15 protein-coding genes are annotated in these 22,092 nt (G+C 54.3%); 13 read left to right on the plus strand and 2 right to left on the minus strand.

Annotated features, from left to right (window positions below; genetic code table 11):
• Window positions 1–556: 556 nt before the first annotated feature.
• The gene (locus PAEVO_RS25450) at window positions 557–2,698 is read right to left on the minus strand and encodes an alpha-amylase family glycosyl hydrolase (protein ID WP_100540307.1); all 2,142 of its coding nucleotides are present in this window, start codon (window positions 2,696–2,698) and stop codon (window positions 557–559) included.
• A gap of 434 nt (window positions 2,699–3,132) precedes the next feature.
• Here PAEVO_RS25450 and PAEVO_RS25455 point away from each other — a divergent pair, with 434 nt between their 5' ends.
• The 12 genes from PAEVO_RS25455 to PAEVO_RS25510 all read left to right on the plus strand — a co-directional run bounded on the left by PAEVO_RS25455 (window position 3,133) and on the right by PAEVO_RS25510 (window position 19,839).
• A complete protein-coding gene (locus PAEVO_RS25455; protein WP_100540308.1) occupies window positions 3,133–4,278 on the plus strand; it encodes a serine hydrolase domain-containing protein in 1,146 nt (381 codons plus the stop codon).
• A gap of 319 nt (window positions 4,279–4,597) precedes the next feature.
• Window positions 4,598–5,554: a GNAT family N-acetyltransferase gene (locus tag PAEVO_RS25460; RefSeq protein ID WP_100540309.1), complete on the plus strand. Its 957-nt coding sequence runs from the start codon at window positions 4,598–4,600 to the stop codon at window positions 5,552–5,554.
• Between the two features lie 35 nt (window positions 5,555–5,589).
• The gene (locus tag PAEVO_RS25465; RefSeq protein ID WP_100540310.1) at window positions 5,590–6,297 is read left to right on the plus strand and encodes a PIG-L deacetylase family protein; all 708 of its coding nucleotides are present in this window, start codon (window positions 5,590–5,592) and stop codon (window positions 6,295–6,297) included.
• Window positions 6,298–6,808: 511 nt separating this feature from the next.
• Complete coding sequence (locus PAEVO_RS25470) at window positions 6,809–7,423, plus strand: alpha/beta hydrolase (protein ID WP_100540311.1); 615 nt, start codon at window positions 6,809–6,811, stop codon at window positions 7,421–7,423.
• A 140-nt stretch (window positions 7,424–7,563) separates the two neighbouring features.
• The gene (locus PAEVO_RS25475) at window positions 7,564–8,511 is read left to right on the plus strand and encodes a carbohydrate ABC transporter permease (protein ID WP_100540312.1); all 948 of its coding nucleotides are present in this window, start codon (window positions 7,564–7,566) and stop codon (window positions 8,509–8,511) included.
• An 18-nt stretch (window positions 8,512–8,529) separates the two neighbouring features.
• Window positions 8,530–9,369, plus strand: a complete 840-nt coding sequence (locus PAEVO_RS25480) for a carbohydrate ABC transporter permease (protein ID WP_100540313.1) — start codon at window positions 8,530–8,532, stop codon at window positions 9,367–9,369.
• A 154-nt stretch (window positions 9,370–9,523) separates the two neighbouring features.
• Window positions 9,524–10,894, plus strand: coding sequence for an ABC transporter substrate-binding protein (locus PAEVO_RS25485; RefSeq protein ID WP_100540314.1), 1,371 nt, complete (start codon window positions 9,524–9,526; stop codon window positions 10,892–10,894).
• 98 nt (window positions 10,895–10,992) lie between these two features.
• Window positions 10,993–12,804, plus strand: coding sequence for a cache domain-containing sensor histidine kinase (locus PAEVO_RS25490; protein WP_100540315.1), 1,812 nt, complete (start codon window positions 10,993–10,995; stop codon window positions 12,802–12,804).
• The gene (locus tag PAEVO_RS25495) at window positions 12,797–14,419 is read left to right on the plus strand and encodes a response regulator transcription factor (RefSeq protein ID WP_100540316.1); all 1,623 of its coding nucleotides are present in this window, start codon (window positions 12,797–12,799) and stop codon (window positions 14,417–14,419) included. The genes PAEVO_RS25490 and PAEVO_RS25495 overlap by 8 nt, the downstream gene beginning before the upstream one ends.
• A 58-nt stretch (window positions 14,420–14,477) precedes the next feature.
• Window positions 14,478–16,508, plus strand: a complete 2,031-nt coding sequence (locus PAEVO_RS25500; protein WP_100540317.1) for a heparinase II/III family protein — start codon at window positions 14,478–14,480, stop codon at window positions 16,506–16,508.
• A gap of 18 nt (window positions 16,509–16,526) precedes the next feature.
• Window positions 16,527–17,663, plus strand: coding sequence for a glycoside hydrolase family 88 protein (locus PAEVO_RS25505; protein ID WP_100540318.1), 1,137 nt, complete (start codon window positions 16,527–16,529; stop codon window positions 17,661–17,663).
• Between the two features lie 298 nt (window positions 17,664–17,961).
• Complete coding sequence (locus PAEVO_RS25510; RefSeq protein WP_100540319.1) at window positions 17,962–19,839, plus strand: DUF2264 domain-containing protein; 1,878 nt, start codon at window positions 17,962–17,964, stop codon at window positions 19,837–19,839.
• Between the two features lie 97 nt (window positions 19,840–19,936).
• Here PAEVO_RS25510 and PAEVO_RS25515 read toward each other — a convergent pair whose 3' ends face one another.
• Window positions 19,937–21,028, minus strand: coding sequence for an oxidoreductase (locus PAEVO_RS25515; protein WP_100540320.1), 1,092 nt, complete (start codon window positions 21,026–21,028; stop codon window positions 19,937–19,939).
• Window positions 21,029–21,177: 149 nt separating this feature from the next.
• Here PAEVO_RS25515 and PAEVO_RS25520 point away from each other — a divergent pair, with 149 nt between their 5' ends.
• Window positions 21,178–22,086: a LysR family transcriptional regulator gene (locus PAEVO_RS25520; RefSeq protein WP_100540321.1), complete on the plus strand. Its 909-nt coding sequence runs from the start codon at window positions 21,178–21,180 to the stop codon at window positions 22,084–22,086.
• The last annotated feature ends 6 nt before the right edge of the window (window positions 22,087–22,092 follow it).

Genomic DNA, 22,092 nt, shown 5'->3' on the forward strand with positions numbered 1-22,092 from the left:
CCCCAATTTTCTTGGGATTATAATTCTGCAGTAGAAAATCGGGGGCAAAGGCGACCACTATCGTTTTTCCGGAATCGATTCGTCCTCTCCGCTGCTTCGTGCTATGCGTACAACCATTTACGCCTAGGGTGTGGGAGGGGATGGACAAAAAGCCGATGAAGGGGAACATCTTCATCGGCTTTTTGTTGGTAGCGTGTTACTCGGGAGTGCTGGGATATAGCGAGGGATCGTTGAGTTGCCCCGTCTGCTTGTTGAGTTACTACCTGCTGGGACACTCTCCCTTTGGGAATCGCTCATGCAGTGCAGGGAACGTTGAGGTGCTTCGTGCGTAATATGCTATTGCCTGGAATTATGAACTGCATGAATAAAAACCAGCTCTGGGACAATTCCCGGAGCTGGTTTTGTTTAGGTGCTGCTCTTAGCAAAAGCCTATGGGTTGCAGCCCCTGCTTCGCACTAATGGTGGCCGTGCCGCTCGCCGGAGCGGTTATGATGTGGTAGCATGCGGCGTGCTAACAGCTGTCGGCTCGCGTCCGAAGTGGTAGCATACGGCGGGCTTACGGCTGCCAGTTTACATTAATCGTGGCCGTGCCGCTCGTTGGAGCGGTGAAGGAATGGTTTGATCCGCCTTCCCACGTTACCGTTGAGCCTTGTTTTTTCAGGAATTTGAATTCAATGGTTTTGCCAGCAGGCACGCTGACGTCATAGTACCAGGTCGGGTACTGATAGATGACCTGATTATATAACGGACCGATGGCTTTGGCCGGGTCCCAATTGCCAAGCTCGCTTACGCTGCCTGCCAGGTATACGTTTTGTCCGAGCGCGGTGGTGGCATTGTTCACGACAAACCGGACGCTGACTTGATCCCCGGTCAGCACTTCGAAGTTGTCGTGCACATTGCTTGAAGTGCCAGCGCTATTGGCGACTTTAATGTTATATACACCACCGGCAACCGCAGGGATCTTCACTCTGATCTGCGTGTCTTCCCATGCCGTAATGTTAGCGCCCGTTACGGCCGTCGAGCCGAAGTATACCGTGCCTTTGGTTGCGCCGAAGCCGCGACCGTCAATGGTGACGGTTGCGCCCGGTTTGGCCATCATCGGTCCTACGTGCCCGATGGTTGGCGTAGTCACGGCGGTGGTGTACTGCCATACGGCCGTACCGCCGGCAGCAAGCGTAAAGTTGGAAGCCGCTCCGCCTGAGCCAACGGTCAAGCTGTTGCCGTTCAGAAGTCCGCCCAGCACGTCGGCATAGCTGCCGGCAGGCAATGAAGTCGCCAAGCCGGTAATGGAAGCCGGCGTGTTCACGTTACGGTTTACAGCGATAAGCGCCACGTTGCTGCCGAATTTACGTTCATAGATCAGCACATCATTGTTGATCCAGCGCTCCTGCGTCGTTCCATAGGCGATGGCCGGATTGGATTTACGCAGCGGCGCCAGCTTTTTAATTACTTGGTAAGCGGTAGTCGTCGTAGAGAACGAAGGAATCCGTGCCCGGTTGTTAGGATCGTTCCCGCCGGACATGTATTGTTCGGTTCCGTAATAGATGGCCGGCACCCCGCGTGAGGTAAGCGTGAAGGCCAAGGCCTGTTCCAGCTTCCGGCGGTTGGCGCTGTTATCGTGGAAACGTTCCATGTCATGGTTATCGATGAATGTGACCTGATCCTCCACTTGGGCATAATCGGTTGCCGAGCCCTCCAGCATGGACTTCAGACCGTACATATTGTCGGTGTTATCCCTGAATACCTGGCGTACCTTTTGTGCGAAACGGAAGTCCAGAAGGCTCATGCCGGATTCGTTGGCAAACTTATGGTTTTCGGCACTCACTTCGTTCACGCCGAGGAACCATTCGCCGAAGGTGAAGACCGGCTTATAGTTGTTAACGGTGGCCATGAAACTCTTCTGCCAGCCAAACGGCATATGTTTCACCGCGTCCATTCGAATGCCGTCAATGCCCAGATCGAGCCACATTTTGATGGCATCCTTCAGGTAGGTATCCACGGTGCTGTTGTTGTGATTCAGGTCAGCAAGGTCGTACAGGTTTTTGTAAATCCCGTTCTCTGTCGTCGAGAAATCGGTGCCCCCGTTATGATGGAACAAATTCTGCGTATCGTTTGTGTATCCGCCGAGCAGGGTGCCGTTGTTGTACAGCTTCCCGTTCTCCGCGAACGACGGCTGGTCCGAAGAAGCGGGAGAGGTGTGGTTCGGTGCGAAGTCGATGATGACTTTAATATTCTTGGCATGAGCGGCAGCGATGAGATTCTGGAAATCGGCGATCGTGCCGTAAGCCGGATTCGTTTTCTTGAAGTCTCTGGCCCAATAGCCATGATAAGCGGTGTTGTTCACGCCGGAATAGTTGATGACGCTGTAGATGTTCTCGACAGGCTGGGAGATCCAGATGGCGGTAACGCCCATGCCGGTTAGGTAGCCGTCGTTGATTTTGTTAATGATGCCTTGCCAGTCACCGCCGCAGTACAGCCTTAGATTAGTACAGGTACCGTCAAAGGCAGGTCCGGTCGGGTTGTTGGCCGCATTGCCGTCGGAGAAACGATCCGTAAAGATTTGATAAATGACATCCGTGCTGAAATTTTGCTTGTTGGATACCGAAGTATCCGGGGCTGCATGGGCTGGGCCGAGCAGGCTCAGGGCCAGGGACAAGCTAAGGGCAAGAGCGGTTGTCAGTTTGTAAAACTTTTTCATCGTAATTCCTCCTATGTAGTTGATATAGAGAAGGTTGGTTTTACTAGCTTATCGGCTGCTTGAGCATCACCTCCCATACAAAATCGGGCAACAAAAAACCCCGGAATCTCCTGTAGAGAAACCGGGGTTGTTCCATACCGGGTGTGCGGTTACGGAATGCATGGCCCTTAAATTATGCGAGTGTTTGATTTCAACAATATTGTAAATGAAAGCGAATTCAAGTGTCAATACGTAATATCCAAATAAAAGGAAAATGTATGTAGGATATGGTGAAATTAAATTTTATTATTGCTAATTATTATTGAAACAAAATTTTACAGGTCATATAATAGGTCTAGGAAACGTTTACATTTTGATGATGATATTGAAGCGAATGGCATGATCGTTATTCAGTTGATCCGGCTTAAGGCCTTGAAGCAAAGGAGGAGAGAACAATGGAGCGTCATGCGGAGGCTGGTGCAGAGCAGCTTGGATTGGGAATCAAGGGAGTGAAATCGGCTTGCGCCGCCATTGAACGCGAGATTGCGTCAGGGACGACACCGGGTGCCGTACTGGGCGTTCTGCATGAAGGCAGAAAATGGTTCTACGCAGCCGGCTATGCCAATCCCAAGCCAGCGCAGGGGCAGCCTGTGCCTGTCAGCGAAGATACGTTATACGATTGTGCATCCTTAACCAAGGTGGTGGTTACGCTCCCGTTGATTCTGCAATTGATCGATGAGGGAATCTTGACCTTAAGCACAAAAGTGAGTGACATTCTGCCTCCATTCGGAACGGCAGGCAAAGAAGAAGTTACGGTAGGCCAGCTGCTGACGCATACTTCCGGGCTTCAGGCGGATATGAACCTGCATTCCCATGGCTGGGACAGGGAGCAGATGTGGAATACCGTTCTTACAGCACCGCTCGTGACCAAGCCGGATACCGAAGTGATTTACAGCGACTTGGGATATCTGACGCTTGGACGCATCATAGAACGGTCGCTCGAACTACCTTTGGACCAAGCGTTTAAGCGATGGGTGTCGGATCCGCTGGGCATGCGTCAGGCTACACTGACTCCTTCGCCGGAAAAGCCCGGCCGCTATGCTGCAACGGAGTATGAGGATACCATCCAGGATCATCTGTGCGGGATCGTGCATGACGAGAAGGCCCGGGCCTTGGGTGGTGTATGCGGCCATGCCGGCTTGTTTGCCACAGCAGGCGATCTGCTGCAGTACACGCGAATGTGGCTGGAGCAAGGGGCGATCCCGGCAACGGCGAGTCCAGAGGCGGAGGGCGGGGAATCCCGCATTTTATCTCGGGCTGGGGCTGTTGCGGCCACTCGTACCCATACAGGACATATGCATGGCTCCAACCGTGGTCTGGGGTGGGTACTGAAAGGGGATAAGATGGATGCTTCCGGTGATTGGATGGGTCCTGGCTGTTATGGACATACCGGATTTACCGGAACCAGCATGTGGATCGATCCCGAGTTGGATCTTGCGGTCGTTCTGCTGACAAACCGCGTATATGGGGGGCGGAGCAGCAGCGTGGCTCAGCTGCGCGCACAGGTCCACAACGCGCTGACGGGAGCCGTGGCATGGTGAGACGGGGATGTCGCGGCGTATGGTTGACAGCCATCCAGGCATGCCCCGGACCATGCGCCGTGTGCACAGGGAGTAGTACGCACGATGTACACAATAACCGCCGTTCAATTCGGTAGGGGCAACGGCAATCGGGAGGCAATATGACGCCGGATGGACATTAGCAATAACCAAATTGAGCCGGTTCATTTATGGAACTTGTAAATAGATGTACCGCCCAGTACATGAAATATTTTGGTTAATTAAGATGAACCGGTTGCACGCCGTTTTGCGGCAATCGCAGCCAATCCAAGGACTTACGACAATAAGGAGGGAATACGCAATGACGAGTTTAACCTACAGGTCTTACCGGCCTGGGGACGAGGACGGTATCACTGCGCTGTGGAACGCCTGCCTGCCGGGAGATCCCATCACCCGGCTCCGCTTTCGGAATTTGGTGCTGCTCGATCCGAACTTTGATCCGCAGGGACTGCGGATTGCAGAGCAGGAGGGCCGCATGGTGGGCGTCCTGTATGCGGTGCGCCGGAGGCTGCCGATGATCGGCACCGAGCTGGAGCCGGATCACGGCTGGATCACCTTCTTCTATACCGATCCATCGGTTCGAAGACAGGGTGTAGCGTCGCGGCTGCTGCAGGAAGGCGAAGACTATCTTCGCGGTCATGGGCGCAGCAAAGTCTTTTTCTCCTCGTATGCCCCGAATTATATCGTGCCGGGCATCGATGGCGAGCGATATCCGGAAGGCTTGGGGTGGCTTGCGGCCAGCGGCTTTACCCGCAATTACACGGCGGTTGCGATGGATCGCTCCCTGGTCGATTTTCATATGCCGCCGGAGGTAACGGAGCTGAAGCGGCAGCGAGAGGAAGAAGGCTTTACCTTCACGCTGGCCCAGGACAGCGATTTGGTGGAGCTGATCGAGTTTGCGACGGACGTGTTTAACCCGGATTGGGGCCGGGCGATTCGTGAGGGACTGCTGCAGCGACTAAGAACGGATCAGATTCTGATCGCACGCGATCAAGGGAAGCTGGTGGGCTTCTGCCTGCATGGCGGATATGAGGGCGTGGCGGAACGATTCGGTCCCTTTGGCGTGGATCCGTCGATGCAAGGGAAGGGACTCGGAAAAATCCTCTTGTATGACTGCCTTGCCCTTATGCGTGCTCAAGGACTGCACGGTGCCTGGTTCCTCTGGACGGGCGAGCAGAGTCCCGCAGGCTATCTGTACCGCAAGGCCGGATTTCACGTGACGCGCCGATTCGATATTATGAGCAAGCCGCTTCAATAGATTCTACTACTATTCATACAAAGGGGAGATCCGATTTGACGGAAGCTAAGCAGCATCATATTTTGGCGATTGGCGGACATGCGGGCGATATGGATCTAACGGCAGGAGCCGTAATCGCTAAATACACGCAGGCTGGCCACAAAGCAACGTTTCTTCATTTAACGCCGGGGGAGAAGGGACACCCTCGACTGACGCCCGAGGAGTACGCGAAGCAGAAGATTGACGAAGCTCACCAATTTGCCGATATCGTTGGCGCGGATGTCCGATTCCTTGCTTACAAGGATGCCGAGCTGCCGCTTGATGAGGAAGTGAAATATCAGGTAGCGGACGTCATACGGGAAGTGAAGCCGGATATCATCATTACGCATTGGAAGGAGAGCATTCATAAGGACCACTCCAATACCCATTACATTGTGGAGGACGCCCGCTTCTATGCGGGGCTGAAAACGATTGAACGGGAGCTTCCGGCCCACTATGCCCAGCATTTATACTATGCGGACAATTGGGAGGACCCGTATGATTTTCATCCCGAGGTATTCATCGATATTCCGGACGAAGCCTATGAAACGTGGGTGAGAGCCATGAACGTGTATGCTTATGCGCGCGGGGAAACCTATGGCTTCCCGTTCATCGAATATTACAAAGCGCTCACGATCGTGCGGGGGGCTCCGGTGAACTTCAAGCGGGCTCAAGCCTTTGCCGTTCCGAGAGGCGCGTTGACTAAACGATTACAATTTTTCTAAATATATGGTTTTAAATCCAGACAACTGGAATAATACCTAATGAAATCACAAAAAAATTGTGAGAAATGCCAAAACATCCACTGACATTATACCTATCTTTTGATATAATGAGTGATGTTACGGGGGAACACGTACGGAATCATATATAGAGAATACAAACAGGAGAGGAAGTCTTCCATATGGAGGCTTCCTCTCTTTTCGTTTTGTTCGTCACCGGTTGTGATACACAGGCTACGGGCGATATAGCGTTTCCGATTGCAGCTCTGGCGTGGAGGGGGAGGGTCGGCTGTTGCATTTTTAAAAATCCATGGTATGATGTATTTAAAGAATCTTAAATTAAAGATATTATAACAGGATATTAGGGCAACCTTTGATGGGGATTGCGACCTAATTTATGATGTGGTTTTTAGGGCTGCCTTTGGTCCTATTGAGCTATTCCAGGGCATTCTAACATTAATGGTGTCAAACGGAAATCTAACCATATCACCAATCGAAGGGAGACTACAAATATATGGAACATACGCATATTTACCGCCAGGGAACTTCCCCGGAGGCACCAACCTTACTATTGCTGCACGGTACCGGGGGGAACGAGGAGGATTTGCTGCCGCTGGCCGAGATGATCTCGCCAACGTCGAATGTGCTCGGGGTCCGCGGGAACGTGCTGGAGAACGGCATGCCGAGATTTTTCCGGCGCCTGGCCGAAGGCGTGTTTGATCTAGAGGATCTCGTGAAGCGCACGCACGATCTGAATGAATTCCTGAACTGGGCAGCCGCCGAGTACGATTTTGACCGCAGCCGCATCGTGGCAGTCGGGTATTCAAATGGCGCCAACATTGCCGCCAGCCTGCTATTCCACGAAGGAGATGCGCTTCAAGGGGCTATTCTTCATCATCCAATGGTTCCGCTGCGGGATAAGACCTTGCCGGACTTGTCCGGCGTACCGGTCTTCATCTCGGCCGGCCGGCGCGATCCGATGTGCACGCCGCAGGAGAGCGAGGATCTGAACGAACTATTGAGCGGGGCAGGCGCGGACGTGAAGCTGCATTGGGAGAACGGGGGGCATCAGCTCAGCCGTGCAGAGGTCGGGATGGCCGCTGCCTGGTTTAAGGAGAAATTCCTGTAATACCGGGTGTGCCAAGATCCATGATGCGTTCCCTGTCTAATCAAGTAAAAATGAAAGCGAATATGATCAAAATACCGTCAATGCGTTGGCGGTATTTTTTTTATACTTTACCCATCGAATAAGAATCGAGGGGGTCCGACATGGCACAAACAATGGAGACGATGAAAAAGCCTGGCGCCCAGCCGACGCGGGGGGACAAGTCCAGGGGATCCTTGCAGCGGGGAGAGAATCTATGGGGGATCGCATTCGTAAGCCCGATGCTGATCGGCGTTATCATTTTGGTGCTATTTCCGATATTGGCAACGCTTGTGCTGGGGTTTGCCGATTGGAATTTCGTGCAGGGCTGGGACGGCATCCGGTGGGTCGGGTTTCAAAATTTCCGCCAGCTGCTGGAGGATGACATGTTTATCAAGTCGGTTCGCAACAACATCTTGTTTCTGTTGACGGTACCGATCTATATGATGATCTCGATGGCGCTGGCCATTTTGATCGACCGGTTTGTCTATATGAAGGGCTATTTTAAAGTGGCTTACTTCATGCCTTACATATCCAACATCGTGGCGGTTGCCGTCGTATGGCAGGTGCTGTTCCAGCCGTCCTACGGGCCGATCAACGAAATCCTCCGGACGCTCGGGATGTCCAATCCGCCCAAGTGGATTGCCGATCCGAATTTCGCACTGATTTCCATTATGCTGATTTCGATCTGGATTTCCATTGGCTTCAATCTAATTATCTATATCGCTGGGCTGCAAGCCATACCGAAGGATCTGTACGAAGCGGCGGACATCGATGGAGCGAACGGCTGGACCAAGTTCAGGCGCATTACGCTGCCGCTGTTGTCGCCGACATCTTTTTTCCTGCTGGTAACGGGGATTATCTCCACATTCAAGGTGTTTGAAATTATTGCCGTCATGACCCAAGGCGGGCCGATTGGCTCCACCACGATGATGGTCTGGTACTTATATGATACAGCCTTCATTAATCTGAAGGTAGGTTATGCATCGTCCATTGCCGCGGTTTTGTTCGGTTTTGTCATGCTGATTACGCTGGGACAGTGGGCCGCTCAGAAGAAGTGGGTCAACTACTAGGAGGGAGGGCGCTGCTTTATGGGGACAAGAGTCGGTGTTGACTTGCGCAAGCTTATCGTCACGATCGTGATGTTCGTGGTGAGCATTTTGTTTCTCCTCCCTTTTATCTGGATGCTGGTGACATCCTTTAAGGTGGAGAGAGACGTATTCGTATATCCGATTCAGTGGATTCCGCGGGAGTGGAATGCGATTCAGAATTACAAGGAGGTATGGTTCGGCGATTATCCCTTCTATCTCTATTATTGGAACTCGATCAAGGTCAGCCTACTGACCACGATCATCTCGGCCATGGTATCCGCCCTGGCTGCCTACGGCTTCTCCAAAATCCGGTTTGCCGCCGGCAATTGGCTGTTCATCATCGTGCTGGTGACCTACATGATTCCGGGCCAGGCCATCCTGATCCCGCAGTTTATTCTCTACCGCAACATCGGGCTGTTCGACAACCATTTCGGCCTCATTATGCTGGGAAGCTTCAGCGTGCTGGGAACGTTCATGCTCAGGCAATTCTTCATGGGGGTGCATCAGGAATTCATCGAATCCGCCAAAATCGACGGCGCGAACCATCCGCGGATTTTCTGGTCGATTGCGCTGCCGCTGGTGAAACCCGCTGTGGCCACCTATGCGATCCTGCGGTTCATCTGGACGTGGAACGATTATCAGAACCCGCTCATCTTCCTGCGGACGGACCGGCTCTTCACGATTCCGCTGGCGATGCAGAAATTCACGTCCTTGAGCGGAGAATTCTATTCCCTGATCATGGCGGCTGCCGTGTCGGCGATATTCCCGCTGCTGATCGTTTTTATCATCGGCCAGAAGAGTGTCATCGAAGGCATTGCGCTGGGCGGAGTCAAGGGGTAGGAGCCTCGGGAATGAACGGGGTAAAAATAGTTCCAACATCAGTAAAGATTGTTTTATGGTTGAGATGTAAGCGCTCTATATAATGTGGGTAGTTACAGCTAGAATCGTCACGACCTTACATACCGATAGATATCAATGGGGAGGGTTACAGACAATGATGAACAAGAAATGGTGGTCAGGCGTTCTCACGGCCGCGATGGTGATCGGCTTGCTGTCCGGCTGCGGCGGAGCGAAGGGAAATGCGACACAAGAGGGTTCCGCAGAAGGCGGGGGCAAGACCAATCTGAGGCTGTACACCTATGGCACGGAGGAAGCTTACAATTGGAAAAAGACGATCCAAGCCTATGAAGAGGCAACGCCGGGGGTAACCATTGAGCTGGTGCAGCTCAGCGAGAAGGGAGATACGCAGGAGGCGTTCAAGAAGCTTGACCTGGAGGCGGCATCCTCGGCCCAGATGGACATTCTGATGTTCAGCGATCCGGCAGGTTATGCGCAGCGGGTGGCGCTCGGCATGGCCGAGCCGCTGGATGACTTTATCGCGAAGGACGGGTACAGCGTGGAAACGGATTACAAAGTGGATACTCGCCTCGATGGCAAGGTCTACGCGCTGCCCGGCAAGTTCAACCCATGGTATGTGCTGCTGAACAAGGATCATCTGGAGGAAGCGGGACTGCCGGTTCCAACGGACTGGACCTGGGACGAATATGCGGATTATGCCAAAAAATTGACCCAGGGCGAAGGAGCGTCGAAGCGCTACGGGACGTATTTCCATGGTCCGCAAGGGGGCGGATGGCTGGAGTTTCTGAAGCTGATGATGGCCAATCAGCCTCAAGATACCGATTATTTGAAGGCCGACGGCTCTTCCAATCTGGATAACCCAACCTTCAGACAGACGCTGGAACTGCGCGTGCGAATGGAGAAGGAAGACCAATCCTCGGTGCCTTATACGGACATGATCTCCCAGAAGCTGAATTACCGGACGCAATTCTTCAATCAATCCGCAAGCATGATCACGATCGGCAGCTGGATGAACACGGAGATCGGCGGAACGGATAAAGTGCCGCTGGACTTCAATGTCGCCGTAGCCCCATTCCCGAAAAACGAGGAAGGCGATCCGACGGGACTTACGCCGGTAACCACGGATTACGTGGCGGTGGCTGCCAAGTCGAAGCATAAGGAAGAAGCTTATAAATTCGTCCGCTGGTACACAACGGAAGGGCAAATCGTGCAGGGCAAGAATATTCCGGCCTGGCAGCAGGTGAAGACCGAGCAGGTGGAAGAGATCATTGACACCATTCTGTCGGGCACGAAAAGTCCGGAAAAGGTAGACAAGAAATCGCTCGTGGACACATTGGTTGCCTCGAAGGCCTCGGCCATCGTGCCGCCTGCGCCTTATCAGGCGGAAGTGTACGAGGCAGTGAACGAGGAATACGAGAAGCTGATTCTGGGTAATCAGGATATTGATCAGACCATCGCGAATTCGCAGGAGCGAGTGAACAAAATTATAGAATCCAACAAAAAATGATCTGGTATAATAGACAAAAAAATCGGGACGGAACTCTTCGTCCCTTTTTTTGAATTTGCGTACATCATTCCCGTCACGCCATACCCGAGGTGGATCCTATGCCCGCAAGACTGAAGAGCCTGGTCCCAAGCTCCATCAGGCATAAGCTGATATTAGCTGCCGTCACCTGCATCGTCGTTCCCGCCATCGTCAGCTTGATTCTGTACAATTCATTAACGAAGGAAGCCTTGAGGCAGCAGGCGGTATCCAACGCAAGCGATGCCCTTCAGCTGGTCCGCGGATCGGTGACGAATCTGCTTTTAAGCAAAATCAATATCGCCAATTACATTCAGATGAATTCCGGCTTGAATTCCTACTTCAAGCAGGTGGTCTCCGGCAACGAAGATCCGGATCCTTATCGCAGGTTCATGGAATCCAACCGGGTATTGGAGCATCTGGACAGCTTGACGGTCGTCGGCGAGAAAAGTTATGTCACCGTCATTCTGGAGAACGGCTCCTATTACATGAATTATTCCGTAAGCGATTACAATCCGCTTGATTACAGGCAGCGTCCCTGGTTCGGCCAGATTTCGGAGCTGAAAGGCTTGGAGTCCTTGTGGACGGAGCCGGAGGCCACGATGTTCCGCTCCGACCAAATCGATCATCCGACGCAATTATCAGTGGTGCGCACCCTCCGGCTGCCGGATTCCGAAATTTACGGCTACGTGATCGTGACGTTCATGGAGGATCAGATCAGCGGGATCTTCAACTCCCTTTCAGAAGGCAATGATATGGTGCTGCTGGATGCCAAGGGAACCATCGTTTCCGGCAGCCATCAGAGCCAGATCGGAACGACCTTTGCTTATCTCGATGATTTGGATCAAGAGAAGCCGTACTCCATCGTGCCGATGAAGGGGGAGAAGCAGCTGATGGTACACCAGGATATCCCGTATGCCGGATGGCGCCTGGTGCTGATGCAGCCGTACAAGGATGCAATCGTCAATATCAACTCGATCTTTAACCGGGTGTTCTTGTTTCAGATGTGTTCCTTTCTGATCTTTCTACTGCTGCTTATTGCGCTTGTCCGCACGTTTACCAAGCCATTAGTCAAGCTCGGCAAAGTGGCAACCTCCGTGCAGCGCGGAAACCTGGAAGTCAGGTCGAACGTTCATGGCAATGATGAGGTTGGACGGCTGGGTCATTTATTCGACGACATGCTGGACCGGTTCAAAGCCATGATCTCGGAAATATCCGAGAACCAGGCGAGAAAACGAAAAGCGGAGCTCCGAATGCTCCAAGCCCAGATCCATCCCCATTTTCTGTTCAATGTTCTGAATTCGATCCGGATGAAGGTCATGAAACGGGGCGATCCCGAAAGCGCCAAGATGATAGGCTCCCTGTCCGTGCTGCTCCGCATGACGATCAGCCGCGAGGAGGACGAGATTGCGCTTCACGAGGAAATTGACCTGATCTCGCATTATGTAGCTCTCATGAACCTTCGGCAGAAGGAGGAGGTCAGGCTGGAGCTGGATATCGCGCCGGAGGCTTTCCTCTTCAAGGTGCCGCGCTTTTTTCTGCAGCCGATCGTGGAGAATGCATTAATCCATGGGCTCAACCAGCAGGCAGGGACGATTCGAATTGCAGCTGCCATGAAGGGCAGGCACCTCGTGCTGACGGTGAAGGACGACGGGATTGGCATGGATGCCGCCGTCCGGGAGTCGATTGCCCGGAGAATCCAGGGCCGATCCGACGGGTCTTCGAAACAGGAGGAGGCAAGCGGAGGCAGCTTCTCTCATATCGGTCTGCAAAATGTGATGGAACGGATGAGCATGGTGTTCGGCGAGGCTTTCCAATGCCGCGTCTACAGCGAGCCTGGCCAAGGAACGGTGATCGAGATGTTTATACCGGAAAGAGGGAATACGGATGTATAACGTGATGCTGGTGGACGATGATTATCCTGTCATCGAGCTGTTGTCGGAGGCCATCTCGTGGAATGAGCTGGGCTTGAATCTGATGGGAAGTTATGAGAACGGAATGAGTGCCTGGGAAGATGCAAAGTCTTCGCCTCCGGACATTCTGATTACGGATATCGGCATGCCCAAAATGAACGGGCTTGAGCTGTCCGCACGCATTAAAGAGGTGAAGGCCGATGTACGGATCGCCATTCTGTCCTGCCACAACGAATTCCAATATGCCCAGCAGGCCATGCGCCTGAACGTACAGGATTATCTGCTGAAGGACACGCTCGATCCCGAAGAGCTGGCACAGCTGCTGAGGCGGTTCAAGCAGGCGATGGACGAGGAAGCACAGAAGGGCTGGGAGCAGTCACGGATGATCCATCTGGTGGACGAATCCAGGGAACTGCGGAAGGAGCAGAGCCTCAAAAATTTCATCCACCAGCCCCTACTTTCCCCTGAAAAATGGCGGCATGAGCTGTCGGAATATGGGGTGCTGAAACCGGGCTATCACTGCCTTCCCGTGGTCGGACATCTGGAGGATGTGCGGGAGATCAGGAACCGCTTTGCCTCCAACCAGACGCTGCATTTTGCCCTGGGCAACGTGCTGCGGGAGGTGCTGGATCAATTAAATCCGGATGCGGTGCATGTCCTATACGATGCTAAGTCTTCGCTGCTCCTGTTCTCGTATCGACCCGGCTTGGGCAGCAACATATACGATGAGGCCACCGCCTGCCTAAAGGAGGTGCAGCGGACGCTCGAACGCGTGCTGCGAATCCGCATGTCGTTCCTGATCGGCCGGGGCTGCGCGGATCCTGAAGGCTTAAAGGCAGGGCTCAATGAACTGCTGGCCTGCCAGCATCAACGATTCTATCTGGAGCCGCAGGAGATATCCAAACTGAGCGGAACGCTTGAACAGAAAAGTGTGCCTGGAGATCCCGATCTCTTCGTTTATTATGACCGGGCCAGCTCGGAGCTGCGGGAATCACTGCTTGGAAAAGAGGGTTCCAGCGGGCCGAGCGACACAGTCGATCGGTGGATCGTTTGGATTCAAGGCAAGCGGTACGCACCGGAATCGGTCAAGGACTGGGTATTGAAGCTCCTGCTGGATCTAAAGCTGAGGCTTCATCTCCTGCATTCGCTGTCACCCGCGTATACGGCCGATGCGCTGCACAAAGAGATCATGGACATGGACTCCCTGAACGAGCTGAAATCCTGGCTTCACGATTATTTGGAATCCACCATACAGGCTATGGACCGGGGATTCGGGGGCAGCCGAAGATCGGAAGTGGCGGAGGCCTGCAAATACGTGTCCCTTCGGCTTGACCAGAGGATCACGCTGGATGACGTTGCCGGCTGCCTGCACCTGAATCCGAGCTATTTCAGCCGCATGTTCAAAAAAGAAACCGGCGTCACCTTCATCGAATACGTCACCCGGATGAAGATGGAGCGGGCCAAGGAGCTGCTGCGGCAGACGGACCGCACGGTCGGGGAAATCTGCGAAAGTCTGGCTTACGACAATGTGAGTTATTTCAGCAAGACATTCAAGGCGTATGCGGGGGTAACCCCCGTAGAGTTCCGGAACGGTTGAACGGGAGTTGAAACGGGCGTCTGAACGGGCGTCGAGATGGGGAGGAGGTTTTAGTCCGATGAACAGGATGCAGGAGCTGACAACGATCGTGAACGGGATGGCTCCCGCCGATCTGCGGATGTATTACCAAGGCGGAGACCAGAGGTCCTTCTGGGAAGGCATCCGGCTAAGCGAGGATTACGAGCAGAACATATCCGAGATTCGCGAGGAAGGGGAACGGCTGCTGTCTGTTCCGAACCCGCCGCTGACGTATGACTTATTCATCCGGTTTGCCCGGCAGGGAACGAGGCTGGATTATGAGAAGGTTTATTTCGAGCGAAGGCTCAGGCTGAATACGTTTGCCCTGCTGACCCTTCTCGAGCCGGATAAGGAAGCGTATCGGACGGCTCTTCAGGAGATGATCTGGTCTATCTGCGAAGAGTATACCTGGTGTTTACCAGCGCATCTCAACGCGGAATCGCCGGGCGGCATCAAGGGGACGATTGATCTGTTCAGCGCCGAGACCGGGTTTACCCTCAGCGAAATCCGCGTGCTGCTGCGGGACCATCTGCCTTCGCTGCTGATCTCGAGAATCGGGGAGGAAGTTGAAGAGCGGTTGTTCATCCCTTTCCTGAGCCACGAGCACGGCTGGGAGACGGCCACGCACAATTGGTCTGCCGTCTGTGCCGGTTCCATCGGCTCCGCCGCGCTCCTGCTTATGGAAAGCGGGGACTCTCTAGCGAAGGTTCTGCTGAAGACGGAGCAGTGCATGGACTATTACCTGCAGGGCTTTGGCCCCGATGGAGCCTGTCTGGAAGGGCTGGGATATTGGAATTACGGGTTTGGGTATTTCGTGTATTATGCCGATTTGCTGTGCAAGCGCACCCGAGGCGAGATGGACTGGTTCCGTGCGGAGAAGGTCGGCCGCATCGCTTTGTTTCAACAAAAGTGCTTTTTGGGAGGCAAGGCCGTCGTCAACTTCTCCGATTCGCAGCCGGAAAGCACGGTACATATCGGCTTGTCTCATTATCTAGCCGGATTGTACGGGGACTTCGAGTCTCCGCCGCAGTCTCTCCGGTCGGGTTACCGTGACGATCATTGCAGCCGCTGGGCTCCGGCTTTGCGCAACCTGATCTGGCGGGATCCATTGATGACGGGAAGCGATTGGGGAGAGGCAAATTATTATTTGCCCGATGCCCAGTGGCTGATCTCCCGCAGCTCCCATGGAGGCGAAGTGTACGCGTTTGCGGCCAAGGGCGGCAGCAATGGCGAGCCGCACAATCATAATGATCTCGGGCATTTTATCCTGTACGGCGCCGGGGAAGCATGGTGCTCGGACCTTGGCTGCGGGGAATACACGGCGGAGTATTTCGGCGAAGGCCGGTATGGCTATGATTGCAACGGCTCCCAAGGCCACTCCGTGCCGATCATCGACGGCCATTACCAGCAAGAGGGCCCGGATAGCGCCGCGGTTGTATGGGAAGCGGCGACGGGTGAAGCCGTGGATCGGCTGCGGCTGGAACTGACCTCAGCCTACCGCGTTCCTGCGCTGCGGGCATTCACGAGGACGCTGGAGTGGAACAAGGAGGGGCATCGGCCGGAACTGACGCTGAGCGACCGATTCACGTTCGATTCGCCCCCGGAGAGTCTGGTGGAGCGAATCGTCACCAGGATACCGCCCGAGCTGGTGCTGATGGATGGCAGGAAGGTTGTTAGGTTGCGGGCACCGGGAACTCTTGAGCAAGCAGAGGCAGGAGGGCAAGAAGCCGTTCAGACCTTAGAGAAGAGGGGGGAGCCGATTGCGGCTGAAGAAAGAACCGGGGAGCAGTCGGCTCAGGGCCAAGGGGGGAACCGGGAGGGACCGGCTCAGCACCGAGGAGGTAATCGGGAGCAGCCTAAGGTACAGGACACTATCCCGGGTCCTGCTTTTTCCATAGACGACAGGCCCGGCCTGCTGATCCACTATGACAGCAAACTGGTGGAGCCTGAGCTGACAAGGCATACCTTCCGTGATCACTTCGGCAAGGAAGCGGCCTGGTATGCCGTGGATTTTAACGTGAAGGTCCCTGGCTTGCATGCGAATATCGATTTCAGATTTCAATTCATATGAACAGAGGAGTGGAGAGGGATGAAAACGGAAATCGCTTTGGATTGGGTGACGGAAGCCTGGGAGAAATCGCTTGCGAAGACGCAGCGAAACGTAACGCGGATCGGGGCAAGGTTTCCGCATGCCAGCCAGAATGGAGTCTACCAGCTGGAGCCGCCGCATTGGTGGACGGCCGGCTTCTGGCCGGGCATGCTGTGGCTTCTGTACAATGACAGCGGCCTGGCGGAGCTTAGAACCACCGCCGAGCAGTGCGAGCTCATTCTGGATGACGTGCTGAACCAATATGTGCGTCTGGATCACGATCTCGGCTTCATGTGGACGCTGACCAGCATGGCTTCCTACAAGCTGACCGGCAGCGAAGAGTCCAAGATACGTGCGCTCAAGGCAGCCAACTTCCTGGCGGCACGCTTCAACTTGAAGGGCCACTATATTCGAGCCTGGAATCCGTGGTCGGAAGGGGAGGATAACGCGGGCCTCGCCATCATCGATTGCGCCATGAATATGCCCCTGTTGTTCCAGGCGTCGCAGATCAGCGGCGATCCCCGCTATCGGCATATGGCCGAAGCGCACATGGATACGGTGGTCCGGGACTTCGTTCGGCCGGATGGTTCCGTCTATCATATCGTTCGATATGATCCGGCAACCGGTGAGCGCCTGGAAGGGATCGGCGGGCAGGGCTTTGCGCCGGAATCCGCCTGGTCCAGGGGAACGGCGTGGGCGATCTACGGCTTAACGCTTGCCTACCATCATACAGGCAAGTCGGTATACCTCGACACGGCCAAAACGGTTGCGCATTTCTTCCTTGCGAATCTGCCGGAAGACCATGTGCCGTTCTGGGATTTCCGCGCGCCGGATGAGGCCCGCATCTACCGGGATTCCTCCGCCGGTGCCTGCGCCGCCAGCGGCCTGCTGCTTCTGGCGGACAAGGTGGAACCGGGGCAGGGGGCCGTATACCGGACGTCCGCAGTCCGAATTCTGGAATCGCTGTACCGGAATTATGGTACGTGGGACAACGATAAAGAGGAAGGCCTGATTCTCCACGGCACTAGTCATTATCCGGAAGGCCGGAATATCGACGTGCCCCTGATTTACGGCGACTTTTTCTTTGTCGAAGGACTGGCGCGGCTAAGAGAAAAGGGGCCCTTTTACTGGGAATAAAGGAGATTGAAGCGGACGGATGGGGTACTAGGACTGGGGGCAGGGACAAGACCAGGACCAGAGTTAGGAACAGAAAAAAAGAAAAGCTGAGGAAGAGTAGAGGGAGAGCAGACGTACCGGAAGAGGATAAGAGAAGAAGAAGCACTGGGAAATGGATAGTAAGATAGATTCTCAGGAAGAGAATAAGAGAAGCAGGTGCTCGGGAAAGTCATAAAAGATGCGAGTAAGAGGATAAGAGATGTAGAAGTACAGGAAATGAATAAGAGAAGCATTCCGGAAATGGAGTGAGAATTTAAAAATGAGCATACAGGCTGCAAGGAATCTCGGTCGCGGCTCGACCCATCCGGTTGCCCGGAATCCGCTGCGGACAAGAGAGGATGTGCAGGAAGCACTCACCCAACTGCTCGAGCCTCTGAATACATATTATAGCGAGGGGCGCGCACGATTAATCCTCGACCGTTCGGGTGTCGACGCCTATGCCGATATTGCGGAGATGGAGGGCTTCTCGCGCGTGCTGTGGGGACTCGTTCCCGCCGTTGCCGGAGGCTCCCATGACGAGCTGTGGGAGCTGTCTCTGCAAGGGATACGCTCAGGGACGGATCCGGAGCATGCGGAGTACTGGGGGAAGGTTAAGGACTATGATCAACGTCTGGTGGAGATGGCGGTGTTCGGATTGGCCTTTGCCCTGATTCCGGAGCGCATCTGGCAGCCGCTGAGCGAGAAGGAGAAGTCTAATCTCTATCAGTGGCTCGATCAGATCAACTACCATCCTTGCTATGATTGCAATTGGCTGTTTTTCCACGTATTTGTCAACATCGGTTTCCGCAAAGCTGGCTTACCGTACGATGCGGGGCAGTTGGAGAACAATCTCCAACGAATAGAGGAGTTCTATCTGAATGCAGGCTGGTATAGCGACGGAATCGGGGGGCACAGCGATTACTACGTGCCATATGCTTTTCATTTCTACGGCCTGATCTATGCGCAGCTGATGGGAGAGGAGGACCCCGAACGCGCTGGTCGCTACAGGGAGCGGGCGGCGTTGTTTGCACGAGATTTCGTCCACTGGTTTGCCCCCGACGGGGCAGCCGTTCCTTACGGGCGCAGCTTGACGTACCGCTTTGCCCAGTCGGCCTTCTGGTCGGCTGCGGCTTATGCCGGACTGGAAGGGTTTAGTCCGGGCCAGCTGAAGGGGCTGGTCCTGCGAAATCTCAGATGGTGGTTTCAACAGCCTATTTTTGACCGGGACGGCGTGCTAACGGTGGGGTACGCTTATCCGAACCGAATTATGTCGGAAAACTATAACGCGGCCGGCTCCGTGTACTGGTCGTTAAAGACGTTTCTGATCCTGGCTTTGCCGGAGGAGCATCCGTTCTGGACGGCCGAGGAGCAGGAGCTGGCGGAGACGGGAAGTATTTCGGTCCAGGAGCCTGCACATCTGGTCCTCTGCCGTGACGAGCAGACTGGTCATGTGGCCGCCTTCAATACGGGCCATCCGTCTACCAACGAGCATACGCATACTTCGGCCAAGTACGAGAAGTTTGTCTACTCTACCGCCTTTGCGTTCAGCGTGCCGAGGGCGGAATGGGGACTGGCTCAAGGTGCTTTTGATTCCATGCTGGCGCTAAGCGAAGGGGATCGACTGTACCGGGTCAAACGTTTAGGCGAGGAGACGCGGATTCAGGAGCATGTGCTGTATGCCAGATGGAAGCCGTGGAGAGACGTGGAGGTACGGACATGGATAGCTGCGGGGCTGCCTTGGCATATCCGCATTCACCGGATCAGCACGGGCAGAATACTTGATGCTGCAGAAGGCGGTTTTGCATTAGGTTTAGGATCTCTGGACAGCTCCTCGGCGGGAGAGGGAGCAGCAGCTGCTTCCGGTACCTTCGGCACGAGCGCCATCTATGGCATGCTCGGTTACGATACGGCAGAGCTCATTTATCCCCATGCCCAAACCAATCTGCTGCGTCCCCGAACCGTCATTCCTACGTTGAGGGCGGCGCTCAAACCCGGAACCCATTGGCTTATATCGGCCGTGCTTGGCGATCCAAGCGCTCCGGTCATCGAAGAGCCTTCCATGGAAGCCGTGAAGGAGGGGCTGGGCGTAGAAATCTTACATCGTCAGATTAAGATAACCACGCAGAATGGGAATGTTATTGTGATTCCGATGGACTGATTGGCATGCCGTCATTCGTAAGCTGGAGGCGGATTCGTCTCCGTACCCAATACAACCAAGAAAGCCGGGGGATTGATAACCCCGGCTTTCTTGCGCTTCATATAAGCACCTCATCCTCCCTGATCGTGGCGATGGGCTGCAGAAATTGATGATCGAAGGGCCGGAGCTCAGTCCCTGCCCGAGCTTTATTCACCCAGTCCGGATTGACCAAGGCGCTGGTGCCGATCGCAACGAAGTGCGCATGGCCTGAAGCCAAGAGTCGTTCCGCGACAGCCGGATCACCGAGTTTGCCGTTCGCGATGACGGGAACGCTGCTATACATTGTGGCAAGCTCGGCTAAGGTCGCCTCGCCCTCAGCGAAAGCGGGGGCGTAAGCTTTGTACTCCGTCGTGTGAATGTAAGACGGTGAAGCCCCACTCAATTGACCGAATATGATCTTGGCATCCTCCACTCCCTGAGCCCACTTATGATGAAAATCGTTCACCTTGCCCTGGGAAACCCGAACACCCACAATATAGTTCGGGCCAACGGCTGAGCGAATGGCTTCCAGCACCTCAACGACGATTCGAATCCGATTCTCCGTGGACCCGCCGTATTCATCCGTTCTGTGGTTGGTGTAATCGGTTATGAATTGATCGAGCAGATAGCCGTTTGCCGCGTGGATTTCAACCCCGTCGAATCCAGCGGCCTTGGCGCGAAGTGCCGCATGAGCAAAATCCTGAATGGTTTGTTTAATCTGAAGCTGCGTTAACTCCCGAGGGGTGGCGAATTCTCCGCTTCCTCCGTGATCCTCAAGCATAGCGCCCACCGGCTTCACCGCTGAAGGCGCAACCGGGACGAATCGATCATGCTGAACCAGGGCCCCGGCGTGCATCAGCTGTGCAATGATTTTACTCCCCTCCCGATGAACAGCTTCGATGACAGGCTTCCAGGACGCGGCCTGCTGGTCATTGGCCATGCCGGGTTGGTTGAGATAACTCTGGCTCTGTACGGCATCCGGATAAAGGCCTTCCGTAATAATCAGACCGAACCCGCCCTTCGCGAATCTCTGATAATATCGAACCATTCGGTTGTTAGCCAGGCCATTCGGCTCTGCGCTCGTTCTGGTCATGGGTGAGAGTACGGCGCGATTGGGCAGTTTCAAAGATCCTAATGAAGCTTCGGTTAGCAGGTTGGGATATGAATGCATGGTTGTATCCTCCTCATTGGTTGATCAGTCTTATTGCGACCGACGCTTGTTAGTGGGTATGATCTGATTGTATTTCGCATGGTCTATACTGTAAAATGATAGAAATTAATATATGTATCAATAAAAATGATACCAAGAAGGTGAGCTGGATGGACTTAACGGATCTGCGGGTTATATCCGTCATTGTGGAGGAAGGCAGCGTATCGGGAGCTGCCGAGAAGATGGGGTATGTGCAATCCAACGTGACAGCGCGCATACGCAAGCTGGAGTCCGAGCTGGGTGTTCCCTTGTTCGACAGACATCCAAAGGGCGTCTCCCCCACGGAGAAGGGGCTCGTTCTTCATCGATATGCGAAGGAGATTCTCGGCATGGCTGAGGAAGCCGTTGCAGCAGTGAAGGAGCCCCCGTATCCCAGCGGTCCGCTTGTGATCGGCGTCGTGGAGACGATGGCGACATCGCCATCCTTTATTCAGGCCTTGTCCGAATTCCAACGAATCTATCCGGAGGTCGGGCTGTCTCTCGTCAGCGGAACTTCTCCACAGCATGAGGAAAGCATGCTCCGTCGAAAATTGGATGGGGCATTCATTACCGGCGATTATGACAGGTCACGGCTGGAGAGCGAGCTGGAAATCCGGGAGGAGGTGTCGCTGCTTGTTTCGTCGGAGAAATACGGAGAAGAGGAGACGTTCGAGGCGTTCGGTCTATCGGGTGCTTCTTGGATCGTGTTTCCCAAGGGATGTCCGTTCCGGAAGTCTAACGAGGAATGGCTTCGCAGCGAAGGGATCGCCACAGCAAACATGATCGAGATCAGCACATTGGAAACGATGCTCAGCTGTGTACGAGCCCAATTGGGTTGCGCGCTTCTGCCGGCATCGGCCATTCCTTGGTCCGATCCAAGTTTAAGGGCCTACCCCGTTCCGGATGGGTATCGCATTGCCACGACACAGCTCGTCCGTCGGAATGAATCATTCCGCAGCAAGGCGTTTGCTGCTTTTGCAGCATGCGTCAGAGAAGCGGGCGGGATAGGTTCAACTGGAAATCAGGCCCCATGCTCTTGAAATCAT

The sequence above is a fragment of the Paenibacillus sp. GM2FR genome (assembly GCF_002803325.1).
Taxonomy (GTDB): Bacteria; Bacillota; Bacilli; order Paenibacillales; family Paenibacillaceae; genus Paenibacillus_AQ; species Paenibacillus_AQ lautus.

Bases quoted from the DNA above. Each gene is read 5' to 3' on its own strand.
- PAEVO_RS25505 (WP_100540318.1), top strand. From the start codon at position 16,527: ATGAAAACGGAAATCGCTTTGGATTGGGTGACGGAAGCCTGGGAGAAA.
- PAEVO_RS25485 (WP_100540314.1), top strand. From the start codon at position 9,524: ATGATGAACAAGAAATGGTGGTCAGGCGTTCTCACGGCCGCGATGGTG.
- PAEVO_RS25455 (WP_100540308.1), top strand. From the start codon at position 3,133: ATGGAGCGTCATGCGGAGGCTGGTGCAGAGCAGCTTGGATTGGGAATC.
- PAEVO_RS25475 (WP_100540312.1), top strand. From the start codon at position 7,564: ATGGCACAAACAATGGAGACGATGAAAAAGCCTGGCGCCCAGCCGACG.
- PAEVO_RS25515 (WP_100540320.1), bottom strand. From the start codon at position 21,028: ATGCATTCATATCCCAACCTGCTAACCGAAGCTTCATTAGGATCTTTG.
- PAEVO_RS25460 (WP_100540309.1), top strand. From the start codon at position 4,598: ATGACGAGTTTAACCTACAGGTCTTACCGGCCTGGGGACGAGGACGGT.
- PAEVO_RS25450 (WP_100540307.1), bottom strand. From the start codon at position 2,698: ATGAAAAAGTTTTACAAACTGACAACCGCTCTTGCCCTTAGCTTGTCC.
- PAEVO_RS25495 (WP_100540316.1), top strand. From the start codon at position 12,797: ATGTATAACGTGATGCTGGTGGACGATGATTATCCTGTCATCGAGCTG.
- PAEVO_RS25490 (WP_100540315.1), top strand. From the start codon at position 10,993: ATGCCCGCAAGACTGAAGAGCCTGGTCCCAAGCTCCATCAGGCATAAG.
- PAEVO_RS25500 (WP_100540317.1), top strand. From the start codon at position 14,478: ATGAACAGGATGCAGGAGCTGACAACGATCGTGAACGGGATGGCTCCC.
- PAEVO_RS25520 (WP_100540321.1), top strand. From the start codon at position 21,178: ATGGACTTAACGGATCTGCGGGTTATATCCGTCATTGTGGAGGAAGGC.
- PAEVO_RS25470 (WP_100540311.1), top strand. From the start codon at position 6,809: ATGGAACATACGCATATTTACCGCCAGGGAACTTCCCCGGAGGCACCA.
- PAEVO_RS25510 (WP_100540319.1), top strand. From the start codon at position 17,962: ATGAGCATACAGGCTGCAAGGAATCTCGGTCGCGGCTCGACCCATCCG.
- PAEVO_RS25480 (WP_100540313.1), top strand. From the start codon at position 8,530: ATGGGGACAAGAGTCGGTGTTGACTTGCGCAAGCTTATCGTCACGATC.